This is a genomic window from Nocardioides sp. (assembly GCF_025964975.1).
Lineage (GTDB): Bacteria > Actinomycetota > Actinomycetes > Propionibacteriales > Nocardioidaceae > Nocardioides.
Map to the genome: position 1 here is coordinate 42365 of NZ_JAOPXV010000226.1, position 15338 is coordinate 57702.

Below are 15338 nucleotides of genomic sequence, written 5' to 3' on the forward strand. Positions count from 1 at the left end.
GGCGACGCTGTTCGTGGTCGGGTCGGCGATGGACGGCTACGGTCTCGACCTGGCCTCCGCCGTTCTCGGACTGAGGCTCGGAGCTGTCTTCGGTGTGGTCATCGGCCTCGTTGTCGGCTTCGCGATGGCCCTCCTCGTGGGCAGCCGCCTGACCACACAGCAGACGCGCGAACGCGCCTTCCTGTGGTGCTTCTCGACCGGCCTGATCACCCTTCCCGTGGCCACGATCCTCTTCGCGTTCCACCCCGTCGGCATCCTGATCGGCTTCGGGTCCGCGCTGGCGGTCGGGACGCTCGGCTACCGGCTTGCCTCCTCCATCTAGACGTCACCGCCCACCTCCTCCGAAAAGAGCTCACCGTGGACTGGCCCGCCGCTTCCTACTTCACCTACCTCGCCGTGACCGTGCCACTCACGATCTGGGTCGCCCGCACGCTGTCGACCAATGGCCGCGTCTTCCTCGAGGACGTCTTCGACGACAACAAGGCCCTCGCCGACGCGATCAACAAGATGCTCGTCGTCGGCTTCTACCTCCTCGACGTCGGCTTCGTGATGCTCTACCTCCGCACCGGCAGCCTCGTCGTCGACCTCGCGACCTTGATCGAGGTGGTGAGCGTCAAGGTCGGCGCCGTCATGGTCGTCCTGGGACTGATCCACTTCACCAACGTCTACGTGTTCAACTCGATCCGCCGCCGGGTCCGGATGGAGGGCCTGCGGACACCGCCACTCCCGCCGCAGCACTACGTCGCCTCGCACCAGCCCGCCTACCCGAGATGATCCGCGATGCGGTTGGCAGTGTTGTACGACGACCGATGTGGCCTGTGCCAGAGGTTCGGGACCTGGCTCGACCAGCTGGCGCTCTTGGTCGAGCTGGACCTCGTCCCGGCCGGCTCGGTGGCGGCCCGACACAGGTTCCCGTCGCTGGACCACGGGCGGACGCTCGAGGAGATCCCCGTGGTCAGCGACGCCGGCGAGGTCTGGACGGATGGACACGCGTGGGTGATGTGCCTGTGGGCGACCGCTGCCCATCGAGCCCTGGCGGAGAGCCTGGCCCGGCCGTCGCGTCTGCCGCTCGCCAAAGGCGCCGCCCATCTCGCAGCCGGGCTCCGCAAGGGCACGACCCGGCAGTCGACCTCGGGAGGTGACTACCCTGACGACTGTGTCGGAACCTGCGCCCCGAACCCCCAAGGCTGAGCAGACCCGGGCCACCATCGTGGCCGCAGCCATGGATCTCTTCCGCACCCGCGGCTTCGAGGGAGCGACGATGCGTGGCATCGCCGATGCGGCCGGCGTCTCGCTCGGCAGCGCCTACTACTACTTCAGCGGCAAGGAACACCTGATCCAGGCGTTCTACGGCCAGATGCAGGACGACCACCTGTCCGCGGCACGGGAGGTCCTCGAGACCGAGACCGACTTCGCGGCGCGGTTGCGCGGGGTGCTCACCGTCTGGGTCGAGGTCGCTGCGCCGTACCACGAGTTCGCAGGCACCTTCTTCAAGAACGCCGCCGACCCGACCAGCCCGCTCTCCCCCTTCTCCCCCGAGTCGGCAGACGCCCGGGCTGCAAGCACGGCGATCTTCCGCGACGTGGTCGAGGGCTCCGACCTGAAGGTCGCCAGCTCCTTGCGGCCCCGGCTGCCCGAGCTGCTGTGGCTGCTGCACATGGGCATGGTGCTCTTCTGGGTGCACGATCGCAGTCCCGGGCAGGAGCGCACCCTGGCGCTCGTCTCGGGCGCTGTCCCGCTCGTCGACAAGCTCGGACGGCTCTCGCGGCTGCCGGTCGTGCGGGGTGTCGTCAACGACGTCGTGGCGCTGCTCGACTACCTCGACGATTGAGCCGCCTCCACGCCGGTGCCACACTTGACGCATGGACACCTCAGGCAAGCGCGCCGCCGGCCTCGATCTGGACTTCCCGCAGTCGCTGGCCGTCTATGACACCTACGACGAGGCACAGCGCGCGGTCGACCACCTCTCGGACAAGGAGTTCCCGGTCGAGAACCTGCTGATCGTCGGTACGGACCTCAAGCGGATCGAGCGCGTCACCGGGCGGCTCACCTGGGGCCGCGTGGGCCTCGCGGGCGCTGTCACCGGGCTGTGGTTCGGCGTCTTCGTGGGCCTGGTCTTCGCGTTGTGGGCCGAGGACGGCGGCGTGCTGGGCATCCTGGTGTCCACGGCGCTCTTCGGCGCCCTGTTCGGGGTCGTGTGGGCCCTGACCGGCTACGCCGCGACGCGCGGTCGGCGCGACTTCAGCTCGGTGACGGCCGTGGTGGCCACGAGGTACGAGGTGCTGGTCGAGCACAAGCACCGGGAGTCGGCACGGGCGATCCTGGCAGCGGCGCCGGGATTGCTGCCCGACCCCTACGCCTGAGGGGCCGTCCGAGCAGACCTCAGGAGCCCTCGGCCAGCTCGCGGGAACGGTCCCGGGCGGCTTGCATGGCGGCGAGGAAGGCGGCACGGACCCGGTGCACCTCGAGCTCTCGCAGTGCGGAGGCCGTGGTCCCACCGGGTGAGGTGACCTGCTCGCGCAGGACGACAGGGTGGGTGCCGGTCTCCCGGAGCATCTTGGCCGAGCCGTAGAGCGTCTGGATCACCAGCTCCGTGGCGGTGGCGCGCGGCAGGCCGAGGTGGACGCCTGCCTCGATCATCGACTCCACCACGAAGAAGATGTAGGCCGGGCCCGAGCCACTGATCGCAGTGACGGCGTCCTGCTGCTTCTCGGGCACCCGCACGACGCGACCGGTGGAGGCGAGCAGCGCCTCGGCCTCGGCGAGGTGTGCCTCGTCGCAGTGGGAGCCGGGCGAGATCGCCGCCATCCCCTCGTCGACGAGCGCAGGCGTGTTGGGCATGACCCGGACGACCGCGACACCCTCGGGCACCCGCGACTCGATGAAGGCCGTGGTGATGCCGGCGGCCAGGCTCACGAGGAGCTGGCCGGGACGCAGCTCCGGCGCGATCTCCTCGAGCACTGCTGCCATGTCCTGCGGCTTGACGACGAGCGCGACGGTGTCGGCCTTGCGGGCGGCCTCGATGTTGGACACCACCGAGACGCCGTACCGCTCCTCCAGCTCACGCCCCCGCTCGGCGCGCTTCTCCCCGACGAGGAGGAGGTCGACGCGGCGGCCGGCGCGGACGAGGCCTGACAGGAGGGTCTCGCCCATCACGCCGGCGCCAATGATGGCCGTCTGGGTGGCGCGCACGGGCATGGGTGCCTACTTCTTCGAGACGAGGGAGCGCAGGAAGAATGTCAGGTTCTGCGGACGCTCGGCGAGGCGTCTCATGAGGTAGCCGTACCACTCCTGGCCGTAGGGGAGGTAGACCCGCACGGTCTCCCCTGTCTTCGCCAGCCGCTTCTGCTCGTCGGGCCGGATGCCATAGAGCATCTGGAACTCGTAGGTGCCCGGGCGGCGGCCGTGCCGGCTGGCCAGCGACGACGCGATCTGGATCATCCGAGGGTCGTGGCTGGCGATCATCGGATAGCCCTGACCCGCCAGCAGGACCTTGAGGCAGCGGACGTAGGACTTGTCGATGTCGAGCTTGTCCTGGAACGCCACCGAGTCGGGTTCGTGGTAAGCGCCCTTGCACAGCCGCACGCGGGAGCCCTCGTAGGCGAGCGAGCGGCAGTCGGCCTCGGTGCGGTGGAGCATGGACTGGAGCACGGCACCGGTCTCGGGGAAGTCTTTGCGCAGCTCGCGCAGGATCGCCAGCGTCGAGTCGGTGGTGGTGTGGTCCTCCATGTCCAGGGTGACCGTGGTGCCGGCGTTGCGCGCGGCGCGGCAGATCTCGCGGGCGTTCTCGAGGGCGACCTTCTCCCCGTTCTCGGGCAGCGCCTGGCCCACCGCCGAGAGCTTGACGCTCACCTCGGCCTTGCCGGCCAGACCGCGTCGAGCGAGCTCCGAGAGGACGTCCTTGTAGGCGGCGACCGTCGCCTCGGCCTGGGCTGCGTCCAAGGTGTCCTCGCCGAGGAAGTCCAAGGTGACGCGCAGTCCGTCGTCGATCAGCCGAGCGGTCGCGTCGACGGCCGACTCGGTGGTCTCGCCCGGGACGTGACTGGTGACGATGCCGGAGGACACCGGCATCGTGCTGACGAGGTTCTTGACGACGTCGCTCTTGGCGAGCAGGAGAATCGGTCGACGAAGCAGTGGCATGGAGTCAAGGCTACGCCGAAGCGCCCCGACCGACCCAGTCAGGCCGTACGCCGCCGCAGGGTCGCCGCCCCGAGCGCGAGCCCGGCGATCGCGAACCCTAGGACGACGGCGATGTTGCGCCATACCAAGGACTCGTCGGCCGCACCGACGAGCTCCTGCATCGCGTCGATGGCGTAGGAGAGGGGCAGGACGTCGCTGATGGCCTCGAGCACGGGCGGCAGCGCCTCTCGCGGCACGAAGAGCCCGCACAGCAGGAGCTGCGGGATGACCACGAGCGGCATGAAGTGCACCGCCTGGAACTCGCTCCGCGCGAAGGCGCTGACGAACAGGCCGAGTGCGGTGCCGAGCACCGCGTCGACGACGGCAACGATCCCGAGCAGCCAGACGGGACCGTTCACGTCGAGCCCGAGCAGCCCGACGCTGACGCCTACCGCCCGGCTGGCCTGCACCGCCGCGATCGCGCCGAAGGCGAGGGCGTAGCCCAGCAGGAAGTCGAGCTTGCCCATGGGCATCGCGAGCAGGCGCTCCAGGGTGCCGCTGCTGCGCTCCCGCAGCGTCGTGACGCTGGTGACCAGGAACATCACGATGAAGGGGAACAGCGCGAGCAGCCCTGGCCCGAAGCGGTCGAACGAGTTGCCGGGAAGGTCCTCGAACATCCACCACGGCAGGCTGATCAGGGCGCACGGGACCACCAGCAGCATCACCAGGGTCCGGCCGTCGCGGCGGACCTAGGTGAGCACGCGGCCGGCGACGGCGAGCATGGTGCTGGGCCTCACGGGGGAGTTCCTTCGACGATCCGCAGGAACGCGGCCTCGCTGTCGTGGGCCTCGCCGCGTATGTCGGCAGGCGACCCGCTCGCGATCACCCGGCCGTCGCGCATCAGCACCAGCTGGTCGCACCGTTCGGCCTCGTCCATCACGTGACTGGAGACCAGCACGGCCGTGCCGCCAGCGGCGATCCGGTGGAACAAGGCCCAGAGGTCCCGACGGAGCACCGGGTCGAGACCCACGGTCGGCTCGTCCAGGACCAGCACGTCGGGTTTGCCGTGCAGGGCGACCGCCAGGCTGGCGCGCGAACGCTGCCCGCCGCTGAGCCGGCCCACCCCTGGTCGCGGTGGTCGCCCAGGTCGACGGACGCGGTCGCCTCCTCGACGACTCGGTCGATGTCCCCGGGCACGCTGAGCCGCGGGCGAAGAAGCGGAGGTTCTCGGCGACGGACAGGTCGTCGTACACGCTCGGGGCCTGGGTGAGGTAGCCGACGCGGTTGCGAAGCGACGGGGAGCCTGCCGGCAGGCCGAGGATCTCCACGGTCCCGGCATCGATCTTCTGGACGCCCACGACGGAGCGCATCAGGGTCGACTTGCCGCACCCGCTCGGACCCAGCAGGCCGGTGACGCCCGGGCCGACGTCGAGGCTCAGACCGGGAGCACCTCCCGGCCGCCGCGAGCGACCCGGAGGGCGTCGATCGCGATGACGTTATTCACCATGTGTTGAATCGTGTGCCGTCCCTCGACGCTGTCAAGGCGTCAGGGCAGCTCGCCGGTGAGGTAGCGCTGGATGGTGGGGGCGTAGGTGGCGATCAGGACGGCCGGGGGCATCGAGGCGAGTGGCTCCACGCGGAGCACGTATCGCATGAGGATCAGCCCCAGCACCTGACTGGCCAGCAGCGTCATCCGGTACTCGGGACGATCCAGGCCGAGCGCGACGCCGACCGGCTGGACGATGAGAGGCAGGAAGCCCTCGGAGAACAACCGGTCGCCGCCGGGCTCGAGCGCACTGCGCACCACCGTGAGCAGGGCCGGCTGGAGGGCCGGGTCGTCCCACACCGCCACGAAGGCGCCGACAAAGCGCTCCGCCACCGTCTCAACCGGCCCGTCGATCAGTGGTCCGAGGACCTCGCGAGGGTCGACCGGCAGCTCCATCGCGGCGAGGAACAGAGCGTCCTTGGTGCCGAAGTAGTGGTGCACCAACGACGGATCGACACTCGCCTCCGCGGCCACGGCGCGGATCGTCGTACCCCGGAAGCCCTTCTCGGCGAAGCTCCGCCGAGCAGCCGCGAGCACATCGGCACGGGTGTCCGGGCCGCCCGGACGGCGACCCGGCGAGGGCCGGGTCATCAGGGTGTTCGGATGGCGAAGTGCTGACGGGCGAAGTCGAGCGACTCGCTGAGGTCCTTCAGGCGCTCGGCCCGGCTGGTGCACTTGCGGGTGTTGATCTCCAACACGATGTGGCCGTCGAACTCGCGCTCGGCGAGGTGGGAGAGGAAGGCCGCGGCTCGCATCACGCCGCGGCCCGGCACGAGGTGCTCGTCCTTGGCCGAGCCGCTGCCGTCGGTGAGGTGGACGTGACGGAGCCGGTCTCCCATGCGCTCGGCCATCTCGATCACGTCCGAGCCGGCGATGGCAGCGTGCGAGAGGTCGATCGTGGTGTTGGCGTAGTGCTGCTCGCTCGGGTCCCAGCCCGGGAGGTACATCTCCATTCCTCGACGTGACGACGCACGCCACGGGTACATGTTCTCCACGGCGAAGGCGATGCCGGTCGAGGCCTCGAGAGCTGCGATGCCGTCGACGAAGCCGGCGGCGTAGTCCTTCTGCCAGCGGAACGGCGGGTGGACGACGACAACGTCGGCCCCGACGTCGGCGGCGAGCTCGGCGGAGCGTTCGAGCTTCCCCCAGGGCTCGGTGCCCCACACCCGCTGCGTCCAGAGCAGGCAGGGCGCATGGATGGCGCACACCGGCATCTCGTGGTGCTCCACCAGCTGCTTGATGGCCGCCGTCTGCTGCGAGAGCGCGTCGATGCCGACCATCACCTCGACGGCGTCGTAGCCGGTCTGGGCCGCATAGCCGAAGGCGTGGGCGGTCGACTCCGGATAGACCGATGCGGTGGACAGGGCGATGAGGGTCACGGGCGCCCCAGCACCGAGATCTGGTCGAGGCGCTCGAGGATGACGCCCTCGCGCAGCGCCCAAGGACAGATCTCGAGGGCGGGCAGGTCGAAGATGTCCATGCACGCCTCGGCGACCAGAGCGCCCGGGACGATCTGGTGCGTCCGGCTCGGCGAGACCCCCGGCAGGTCGGCCAGCTCCTCGGCGGACAGCGAGATCAGCTTGGGGATCCACTCGGCGAGGGTCTGGCGCTCCAGCACGCGAGGGACGAGGGCGCCGTCGCCACTGGGGGCGGCGCCGCAGATGCGGGCCAGCGACCGGAAGGTCTTCGACGTGGCCGCCGCGTGGTCCGGCGGACCGGGACGGAGCAGGTTGCCGGCGTCACGGGCGATCTCAGTGCGGATCTCCCGACGCAGCCGGCGGACCGTCTCGTCGTCGGGGCGGTCGCGGGCGAACCACGTCCGCGCCAACCGAGCGGCACCGAGCGGCAGCGACCACGCGACGTCGGGAGACTCGTCGGCGCCGCCGGCGATCTCCAGCGAGCCGCCACCGATGTCGAAGATCGCCAGCCGGCCCGCAGACCACCCGAACCACCGGCGTACGGCGAGGAACGTCAGTCGGGCCTCGTCCTCGCCGGAGAGCACCTCGAGGTCGACCCCACTGACGGCCTTGACGTGGGCCAGCACGTCGTGGGAGTTGACGGCGTCACGCACTGCTGAGGTGGCGAACCCGAGCATGTCCTCGCACCCCTTGTCCTCGGCCACGCGGACCGCTGAGGCGCAGAACTCGGTGAGCGCTTCGATGCCCGCCGGTGTCACCGCCCCCCGGTCGTCGAGGTGCTCGGCGAGCCGCAGGGCCTGCTTGTGCGAGAAGGCCGGGAGGGGCGCCGCACCGCCGTGCGCATCCACCACGAGGAGGTGCCCCGTGTTGGAGCCGATGTCGAGGACGCCCAGACGCATGGGTCCAAACTACTAGGGAAGCCTGATGGACATGGCCGCCCGTAGGATCACGTGGTGCCTGAAGTCGACCTCGTGTTTCCCCGTGCCTACGTCGAGTTCCTCGATCCCGCCGACGAGGACCAGGTCTTCCGGTGCGACCTGACCTGGTTGACGTCGAGCTACATGTGCATCTTCGGCCAGGGTTGCCAGGGGATCTACGCGGACGCGCCCGACACCGGGTGCTGCACCCTGGGCGCGCACTTCGCGGACAAGGACGACGAGTTGCGCGTCGCGGCGTACGTCGCCCAGCTCACCCCTGACCAGTGGCAGTTCCACCCCGGCAGACCCGTCAAGAAGAGCGACTGGATCGAGAAGGACGACGACGGCGAGCGGAAGACGCGCACCCGCGAGCACGCGGGCCAGGGCGCGTGCGTGTTCCACAACCGTGCCGACTTCGGGCCCGGAGTCGGACCGGGCGGCGCCGGTTGTGCGCTCCACGGCCTCGCGCTCGAGCAGGGCCGCAACCCGCTGGAGACCAAGCCCGACGTCTGCTGGCAGTTGCCGATCCGGCGCACCTACCGCACGGTCGAACGTCAGGACGGCACCTCCTACACCGAGGTGTCGATCGGTGAGTACGACCGGCGCGGCTGGGGACCCGGGGGGCACGACCTCGACTGGTACTGCTCGGGGAACACCGAGGCCCACGTCGCCGTCGACGCGGTCTTCGTCACCCACGCACCCGAGCTGACCGAGCTGATGGGCGAGCGAGCCTATGCCGAGCTCGTCCGGCACGCGGAGGCGCATGTGCGCTCGCGGTCCGCGCTGGCGCTGCATCCGGCAGACCCTCGCTGAGCCCAACTTTCTCGACGTCAAGAAAAGACGACCCCCGGTGTGGGCGCCGCGGACCGCGGGATAAGAATGCCTGCATGCGCCTGGACCACCTCTCTTTCGCAGCCGGACCTGATGGTCTCGCCAGCACCGCCCAGCGCCTTGGGGGCCTGCTCGGCAAGGAGTTCACCGACGGTGGGGTGCACCCTCGCTTCGGCACCCGAAACATGACCATGCCGCTGGACGGGGGCAACTACCTCGAGATCGTGGAGTGCCTCGACCACCCGGCCTCCGACAAGGCGCCGTTCGGCCAGGCCGTCCGCGCCCGCTCCGCTGCCGGCGGCGGCTGGCTGGGCTGGGTCGTCGCGGTCGACGACATCGCCGCACTCGAGACTCGTCTGGGCCGCGAGGCCGTCAAGGGCAACCGTCATCTCCCCACCGGGGAGGAGCTGCTGTGGCAGCAGCTCGGCGTCAACAGCCTCATCACCGACCCGCAGCTGCCGTTCTTCGTCAAGTGGGAGACGGCGCCCGACATGCACCCGAGCAACGGAGCCGACCCGGACTTCTGTCTCGCCACCCTCGAGATCGCCGGTGACCCGCAGCGCGTGAGCGAGTGGCTCGGCCAGAGCGTCGAGGCACCCCTCGAGGACGTCAAGGTCGAGTGGGTCGCCCCCAACGGCACCCCGGGCATCCTGGCGGCGCAGTTCCAGACCCCGTCAGGACTGGTCCGGCTCTGACCATCCCGTCGCCGAACATCTGGTACCACCCGGCGACCTACGAGCTCGAGAACCGGGCAGCCGACCCGCACGGGCGGATCGAGGCCGCGATGGCGTCGGTCGCGTCCTGGGACGCGGCACGATTCCTCGACGTGGGTTGCGGGACCGGGTTCCACCTGCCGGGTTGGGCAGGCAGGGCTGCGACGGTCGTCGGGGTCGAGCCGCACCGGGACCTCGTGGCGCTGGCGCGGCGGCGTACTCGCCGGATGCGCAACGTCTCGGTCGAGGTCGGTACGGCGCAGGCCCTCCCGGTCGCAGACAGCAGCATCGACGTCATGCAGGCGCGCTGGGCCTACTTCTTCGGCCCCGGCTGCGAGCCCGGTCTCGGCGAGCTCGACCGCGTGATGGCCCGCGGCGGGACTGCGTTCGTCGTGGACAACGACGCGTCCCGCTCGACCTTCGGCGGGTGGTTCAGGCGGGGCTGCCCCGAGATCGACCCGGACGTCGTCGAGCGCTTCTGGTCGGTCCGCGGGTGGACCCGCATGCCTGTCGAGATGGGCTGGTCGTTCGAGCGTCGCGCGGACCTGGAGTCGGTCGTGCGGATCGAGTTCGCCCCCGACCTCGCGGACGCCATCCTGGCCGAGCACGAGGGGACGTCTGTCGACTACGCCGTGAACGTGTGGTGGCGCCGCTTCTAGCTGGACTCGCGAACGGCGAGGGTGGGGGTGAGCAGCACGCCTGACGTCGTCGCCGGCAGGTGGCTCAGCAGGTCTTCGAGGGCGCGCACGATCGCGACGGCGACGTCCTCCAGCGGCTGGCGCACCGAGGTCAGCCCGACGGGGAAGACCTGCGCCACCTGCGAGTCGTCGAAGCCGACGACGGCGATGTCGGTGCCGGGAGCGAGCTGGCGGATCCACAGCGTGTGCAGCACACCCATCGCCAAGGTGTCGGATGCGCAGACGAACGCAGTCGGCGCCGACTCGTCGAGGAGCACGGCCGCGGCCCCTGCTCCGCTCTGGACGGAGTCCTCCACCCGGGAGGCGAGCCCGGTGGTGGGGAGCCCGGCGTCGTGCATCGCGCCCAACCAGCCCGCCCGGCGGTCCTCACCGATCGGCGAGTCCTTGCGCCAGCCGATCCAGGCGATCCGCGTGTGGCCCTTCGCGAGCAGGTGCTCGGTGGCCAGCCGGGTGCCGGCGGCCCCGTCGACGTCGACCCACGGGTGGGTGGCTGCGGGGTCGTCCCAGGGACGGCCGAACGCGACGAACGGGGCACGGTGCTCGGAGAGCCACGCCGCCTGCGGGTTGCCGAGATAGGTGTCGGTGACGACAAAGGCATCGACGGCGGTCGAGCGCATGAGGTTCTCGTAGCCGCCGACCGGGTCCTCGTTGTCCCCGGCGAAGAGCAGCACGTGGTAGCCCGCCTCGGCCGAGGTGTCGACCAGGGTGTGGACGAAGCGATCCATCATCGCGTTGGCCGTCCCCTCCTGGGCCGGAGCGACGCGGAGCCCGATCAGCTGCGAGCTGCGGGTGCGGAGGTTGCGGGCGGCGCGGTTGGGCGAGTAGCCCATCTCCTCGATCACCTGACGCACGCGTTCGAGGGTGCCGGGGCGCAGCAGGTCCGGGTTGTTGACGGCGTTGGACACCGTCTGGCGCGAGACCCCGGCGCGCTCGGCGACGTCCGCGAGCGTCGGCGGCGAGACAGGGATGAACCCGGTGGCTCGAGGCTCCGTGCGCGACATCAACGACTCCTTGATCGTTCCAATCCAGCTGCAGCATAACGGGGGCAGGGCCTGTCGGTGCCGTCGCCTACCGTTCAGCGCATGAGCAAAACCGCCAAGGCCCGGCCCGCCCACCGCTGCACGGAGTGCGGCTGGGAGACCTCCAAGTGGGTCGGTCGCTGCGGCGAGTGCCAGGCGTGGGGATCGGTGGCCGAGAGCGCCGCGACGACCATGCGCACGGCCGCGTCACCGGTGACGACCCCGGCCGTCCCGATCGGGCAGGTCTCCGTGGAGGACTCGAAGTTCCGCACGAGCGGCGTCCCCGAGCTCGACCGGGTGCTGGGCGGTGGCCTCGTGCCGGGGGCGGCGATCCTGCTCGCGGGCGAGCCGGGCGTCGGCAAGAGCACCCTGCTGCTGGAGGTCGCTGCCCAGACCGCCCGGGTCCGGACCCGCACCCTCTATGTCACCGGCGAGGAGTCGGCCTCCCAGGTCCGGCTGCGCGCCGACCGCACCGGGGGCGTGCACGACGAGCTCTACCTCGCCGCTGAGACCGACCTCGGCGCCGTCCTGACGCACATCGAGCAGGTCCGGCCCACATTGCTGGTCATCGACTCCATCCAGACCATCGGGGCGAGTGGGATCGAGGGCGTGCCTGGCGGGGTGACCCAGGTCAAGGAGGTCGCGGCCGCGCTCATCCGGGTCGCCAAGACCCGCAACATCACGACGGTGATCGTCGGACACGTCACCAAGGACGGGTCCATCGCAGGTCCTCGGGTCCTCGAGCACCTCGTCGACGTCGTGCTCCACTTCGAGGGCGACCGCAACTCGCGCTTCAGGATGGTGCGCGCGATGAAGAACCGGTTCGGCCCCGTCGACGAGGTGGGTTGCTTCGACCTGTCCCCCGCCGGGATCCGGGCAGTCACCGACCCGACCGGGCTCTTCGTCGAGCACCACTCCTCGGAGGTCCCGGGCACCTGCGTCGCGGTGACGATGGAAGGACGACGTCCGATGCTCGCCGAGGTCCAGGCACTGGTGACGCCCTCACCCCTGGAGAGGCCGCGACGGACCACCTCGGGCATCGACGGATCACGCGTCGCGATGATCCTCGCCGTGCTGCAGCAGCACGCCGGGGCCAAGCTGCACCAGCACGACGTCTTCGCCTCGACGGTCGGTGGCGCGCGGATCACCGAGCCGGCAGCAGACCTCGCGATCGCGATCGCCATCGCCAGCTCGACCACCGGGCTGGCGCCGCCCAAGGGAGTCGTGGCCATGGGTGAGATCGGGCTGGCGGGCGAGCTGCGACGGGTCCGCGACCTGCCCCAACGGCTCGCGGAGGCGGCCCGGCTCGGTTTCCGCGTGGCCATCGTCCCGTGCGAGCCGGGTGCCACCGACGATCCCCACCGACCGATGAGTCGCGACGTGGACGGGATGACGGTCCTCGACGTGTCGTCGGTGTTCTCCGCTCTCCGCACGGCACAGGTCACCACCGGCGATCGACGCGGTCGAAGTCCCCTAGACTGACCGCGCGCGAGACCGCGCACGTCTGGGGGAAGGACCTACGTTGGCGGAGCCGACCGATGAGATGCGACGTCTGCGTGCGACCTTGGCGGAGATCGCGCCCGGCACCGCCCTTCGAGACGGTCTCGAGCGCATCCTGCGTGGGCGCACCGGCGCACTGATCGTGCTGGGCATCGACAAGACGGTCGACTCGATCGGCACGGGTGGCTTCACCCTCGACGTCCCCTTCACCGCGACCGGACTGCGCGAGCTCGCAAAGATGGACGGCGCAATCATCCTGGACAAGGACGTCAACCGCATCCACCGCGCGGCGGTCCACCTGATGCCCGACCACACGATCCCCTCCGAGGAGACCGGCACCCGCCACCGCACGGCAGACCGGGTGGCTCGCCAGACCGGCTTCCCGGTGATCTCGGTGTCGCAGTCGATGCAGACCATCGCCGCGTACGTCGGCGGCATCCGTCACGTCCTGGAGGGTTCCAACCAGATCCTCTCCCGTGCCAACCAGGCCCTGGCGACGCTCGAGCGCTACAAACTCCGCCTCGACGAGGTCTCCGCGACGCTCTCCGCCCTCGAGATCGAAGACCTGGTCACCGTCCGCGACGTCGCGGCGGTCGCCCAGCGCTTGGAGATGGTGACCCGCATCGCGAGCGAGATCGATGACTACGTCCTCGAGCTCGGCACCGACGGGCGACTCCTGTCGCTGCAGCTCGAGGAGCTCATCACCGGCGTGGACGCCGAGCGCGAGCTCGTCGTCCGCGACTACCTGCCCGCCAGCAAGAAGCGCAAGACCACACCAGAGACGATGCTGGCCGACCTCGCCAACCTCTCCCCCACCGACCTCGTCGACCAGGGAGCCGTGGCGACGGTGCTGGGCCTCGGCTCCGCCGAGCACCTCGACGGCGCCGTCGCCCCCCGCGGCTACCGGCTGCTCGCCAAGGTGCCGCGGTTGCCCGCAGCCGTGGTCGACCGTCTGGTCGAGCACTTCGGCGGTCTCCAACAGCTGCTCTCAGCCGGGATCGATGACCTGCAGGCGGTCGAGGGTGTCGGCGAGCTGCGCGCCAGGAGCGTCCGCGAAGGCCTCTCCCGGCTGGCCGAGTCGAGCATCACGGAGCGCTACATCTAACTCACCCGCACCTCGACTGCTCAGCCCTCGGAGTTGCCCTCGCCCTGCTCGCCGGGGGTGTGCTCGGTGTCGCCCTGCTTGTCAGCCTTGCCCTTCGAGGTCGGCTCGGGCTTGGGGGTGACCGTCTTGGTGATGACTGCGCGGGGCGGAGGGACCAGCTCGAACTGGACGTCGGCGGGCTCACCACCAAGGGCGGCCGCCTCCACGTGGTAGTAGCCCGGGCGCGCCCAGTCGGCCAGCTCGGAGCAGTCCTCGTCGGAGCGGCGGGCGTCGTCCCACGTCACCACGACGGGGGTGTCCACCGCCGACCTGACGACCACGTCCTGCACGGCGATGCTGGTGGGGCACTCACGGCTCGACCAGATGAAGTCGTCGCCGGAGGTGATCGACACGGTCAGGGTGTCCGGTGCCACCCGCCAGGTGCAGGCAGCGGTCCGCAGCGTGCGGAGGTTGAGGGTGATCGGCACGTCGGTGGCGCCCGCAGCGGTATCGATCACCGGGGTCGCGACGATGTCGCTGCTCACGCAGGGACCGGACGGCTCGGCCAGGGGCGGCTCGGTGGGGGTCCGGTTCTTCTTGCGCTTGCGACGCACCGGCTCCGTTGATGCTTCCGGGGTCGTCGTGCTTGTCGTCGTCGCGCCTGCCGTGGTTGCCTTGTCAGCTCCCGCGTCGGAGCCGTCACTGGCGCCGCCGAGGATCCGGGCCAGTCCCGCCACCAACACGAGGGCGACTCCCAGGAGCACCAGCCGCCGCGTCCAGTAGACGCGCGCGGGCAACGGGCCACGCGTCTGGAGGGGCGAAGAGGGCATGGACGCAACCGTAGACAGCCGAGGATCCTGCGTGGTGCTGCCACACCGACGCCCAGGGCAAAGCACCTACGATTCAGGGGATGAGCGACCTCCACGACCCGGTGCTCGGGTGGTACGACCGACATGCACGCGAGCTCCCCTGGCGCTCGGACTCGGCGTCACCGTGGTCGGTGATGGTGTCGGAGTTCATGCTCCAGCAGACCCCAGTGGCCCGGGTGCTCCCCATCCACGAGGCGTGGCTCGCGCGTTGGCCGTCGCCTCCTGCACTGGCCGCCGACCCGGTGGGCGAGGCGGTGCGCATGTGGGGTCGGCTGGGCTACCCCCGTCGAGCGCTCCGGTTGCATGCCGCCGCGGTGGCGATCGTGTCAGCTCACGGAGGTGAGGTGCCTGCGACGTACGCCGAACTGCTGGCGCTTCCCGGCATCGGGGACTACACCGCGTCGGCGATCGCGAGCTTCGCCTTCGGTCAGCGACACGTCGTGCTCGACACCAACGTCCGACGAGTGCTGGGCCGCGCTATCGGTGCCAACGAGTTCCCGCCGCCAGCGGTGACGCGCGGCGAACGCGACGTGGCGTCGGGGTTGTTGCCCGATGACGCGCCGACAGCGGCGACCTGGGCCGTGGCCGTCATGGAGCTCGGCGCCCTCGTGTGCACGGCCCGCG

Annotated in this window: 19 protein-coding genes and 2 pseudogenes; 11 read left to right on the forward strand and 10 right to left on the reverse strand. The window is 70.3% G+C overall.

What is annotated here, in order from left to right; genetic code table 11:
- The first annotated feature begins 28 nt into the window (after positions 1-28).
- The 5 genes from JWN68_RS18170 to JWN68_RS18190 are packed head-to-tail and all read left to right on the forward strand — an operon-like array spanning position 29 to position 2363.
- Positions 29-322, forward strand: coding sequence for a hypothetical protein (locus JWN68_RS18170; protein ID WP_297741578.1), 294 nt, complete (start codon positions 29-31; stop codon positions 320-322).
- A gap of 35 nt (positions 323-357) precedes the next feature.
- Positions 358-774 (forward strand): hypothetical protein, encoded by a 417-nt coding sequence (locus tag JWN68_RS18175; RefSeq protein WP_297741581.1) that lies wholly within the window; start codon positions 358-360, stop codon positions 772-774.
- A 6-nt stretch (positions 775-780) separates the two neighbouring features.
- Positions 781-1191: a DCC1-like thiol-disulfide oxidoreductase family protein gene (locus JWN68_RS18180; RefSeq protein ID WP_297741583.1), complete on the forward strand. Its 411-nt coding sequence runs from the start codon at positions 781-783 to the stop codon at positions 1189-1191.
- Positions 1157-1831, forward strand: a complete 675-nt coding sequence (locus JWN68_RS18185; protein WP_297741585.1) for a TetR family transcriptional regulator — start codon at positions 1157-1159, stop codon at positions 1829-1831. The genes JWN68_RS18180 and JWN68_RS18185 overlap by 35 nt, the downstream gene beginning before the upstream one ends.
- A 31-nt stretch (positions 1832-1862) precedes the next feature.
- A complete protein-coding gene (locus JWN68_RS18190) occupies positions 1863-2363 on the forward strand; it encodes a general stress protein (RefSeq protein WP_297741587.1) in 501 nt (166 codons plus the stop codon).
- Positions 2364-2382: 19 nt separating this feature from the next.
- On the opposite strand, the gene proC is transcribed toward JWN68_RS18190, so the two are convergent.
- From proC to JWN68_RS18230, 8 genes and pseudogenes are all read right to left on the reverse strand, one after another.
- The gene (gene proC, locus JWN68_RS18195; RefSeq protein ID WP_297741589.1) at positions 2383-3198 is read right to left on the reverse strand and encodes a pyrroline-5-carboxylate reductase; all 816 of its coding nucleotides are present in this window, start codon (positions 3196-3198) and stop codon (positions 2383-2385) included.
- A 6-nt stretch (positions 3199-3204) separates the two neighbouring features.
- A complete protein-coding gene (locus JWN68_RS18200) occupies positions 3205-4134 on the reverse strand; it encodes a proline dehydrogenase family protein (protein WP_366519835.1) in 930 nt (309 codons plus the stop codon).
- Between the two features lie 44 nt (positions 4135-4178).
- Positions 4179-4841: an ABC transporter permease gene (locus JWN68_RS18205; protein WP_297741593.1), complete on the reverse strand. Its 663-nt coding sequence runs from the start codon at positions 4839-4841 to the stop codon at positions 4179-4181.
- Positions 4842-4912: 71 nt separating this feature from the next.
- Positions 4913-5242 (reverse strand): AAA family ATPase, encoded by a 330-nt coding sequence (locus tag JWN68_RS18210; protein WP_297741595.1) that lies wholly within the window; start codon positions 5240-5242, stop codon positions 4913-4915.
- Between the two features lie 103 nt (positions 5243-5345).
- Positions 5346-5558, reverse strand: a pseudogene (locus tag JWN68_RS18215) (ATP-binding cassette domain-containing protein); the annotation flags it as partial.
- Positions 5559-5665: 107 nt separating this feature from the next.
- On the reverse strand, positions 5666-6256 hold the full coding sequence (locus JWN68_RS18220) for a TetR family transcriptional regulator (protein ID WP_297741597.1): 591 nt from the start codon (positions 6254-6256) through the stop codon (positions 5666-5668).
- Positions 6256-7044 carry a sugar phosphate isomerase/epimerase gene (locus tag JWN68_RS18225; RefSeq protein WP_297741599.1) on the reverse strand — a complete coding sequence of 263 codons (789 nt, stop codon included), beginning with the start codon at positions 7042-7044 and terminating at the stop codon, positions 6256-6258. The genes JWN68_RS18220 and JWN68_RS18225 overlap by 1 nt, the downstream gene beginning before the upstream one ends.
- Positions 7041-7982 (reverse strand): Ppx/GppA phosphatase family protein, encoded by a 942-nt coding sequence (locus JWN68_RS18230; RefSeq protein WP_297741601.1) that lies wholly within the window; start codon positions 7980-7982, stop codon positions 7041-7043. The genes JWN68_RS18225 and JWN68_RS18230 overlap by 4 nt, the downstream gene beginning before the upstream one ends.
- 54 nt (positions 7983-8036) lie before the next feature.
- Between JWN68_RS18230 and JWN68_RS18235 the strand changes: the two genes are divergently transcribed.
- The 3 genes from JWN68_RS18235 (at position 8037) to JWN68_RS18245 (ending at position 10203) form a co-directional block, all read left to right on the forward strand.
- A complete protein-coding gene (locus JWN68_RS18235; RefSeq protein ID WP_297741603.1) occupies positions 8037-8813 on the forward strand; it encodes a hypothetical protein in 777 nt (258 codons plus the stop codon).
- A 74-nt stretch (positions 8814-8887) separates the two neighbouring features.
- On the forward strand, positions 8888-9526 hold the full coding sequence (locus tag JWN68_RS18240; protein ID WP_297741605.1) for a VOC family protein: 639 nt from the start codon (positions 8888-8890) through the stop codon (positions 9524-9526).
- Positions 9451-10203 carry a class I SAM-dependent methyltransferase gene (locus JWN68_RS18245; RefSeq protein ID WP_297741607.1) on the forward strand — a complete coding sequence of 251 codons (753 nt, stop codon included), beginning with the start codon at positions 9451-9453 and terminating at the stop codon, positions 10201-10203. The genes JWN68_RS18240 and JWN68_RS18245 overlap by 76 nt, the downstream gene beginning before the upstream one ends.
- On the opposite strand, the gene JWN68_RS18250 is transcribed toward JWN68_RS18245, so the two are convergent.
- On the reverse strand, positions 10200-11243 hold the full coding sequence (locus JWN68_RS18250) for a LacI family DNA-binding transcriptional regulator (RefSeq protein WP_297741609.1): 1044 nt from the start codon (positions 11241-11243) through the stop codon (positions 10200-10202). The genes JWN68_RS18245 and JWN68_RS18250 overlap by 4 nt on opposite strands.
- A gap of 81 nt (positions 11244-11324) precedes the next feature.
- Between JWN68_RS18250 and radA the strand changes: the two genes are divergently transcribed.
- Positions 11325-12743 (forward strand): DNA repair protein RadA, encoded by a 1419-nt coding sequence (radA, locus tag JWN68_RS18255; protein WP_297741611.1) that lies wholly within the window; start codon positions 11325-11327, stop codon positions 12741-12743.
- A 61-nt stretch (positions 12744-12804) separates the two neighbouring features.
- Positions 12805-13866: a DNA integrity scanning diadenylate cyclase DisA gene (gene disA / locus JWN68_RS18260; RefSeq protein WP_297741615.1), complete on the forward strand. Its 1062-nt coding sequence runs from the start codon at positions 12805-12807 to the stop codon at positions 13864-13866.
- A gap of 20 nt (positions 13867-13886) precedes the next feature.
- Here the strand turns inward: disA and JWN68_RS18265 are convergent, their stop codons facing one another.
- Entirely contained in the window at positions 13887-14675 is a 789-nt protein-coding gene (locus JWN68_RS18265; RefSeq protein ID WP_297741613.1) for a hypothetical protein, read from the reverse strand.
- 80 nt (positions 14676-14755) lie between these two features.
- Here JWN68_RS18265 and JWN68_RS18270 point away from each other — a divergent pair.
- Positions 14756-15338: pseudogene (locus JWN68_RS18270) on the forward strand (A/G-specific adenine glycosylase); the annotation flags it as partial.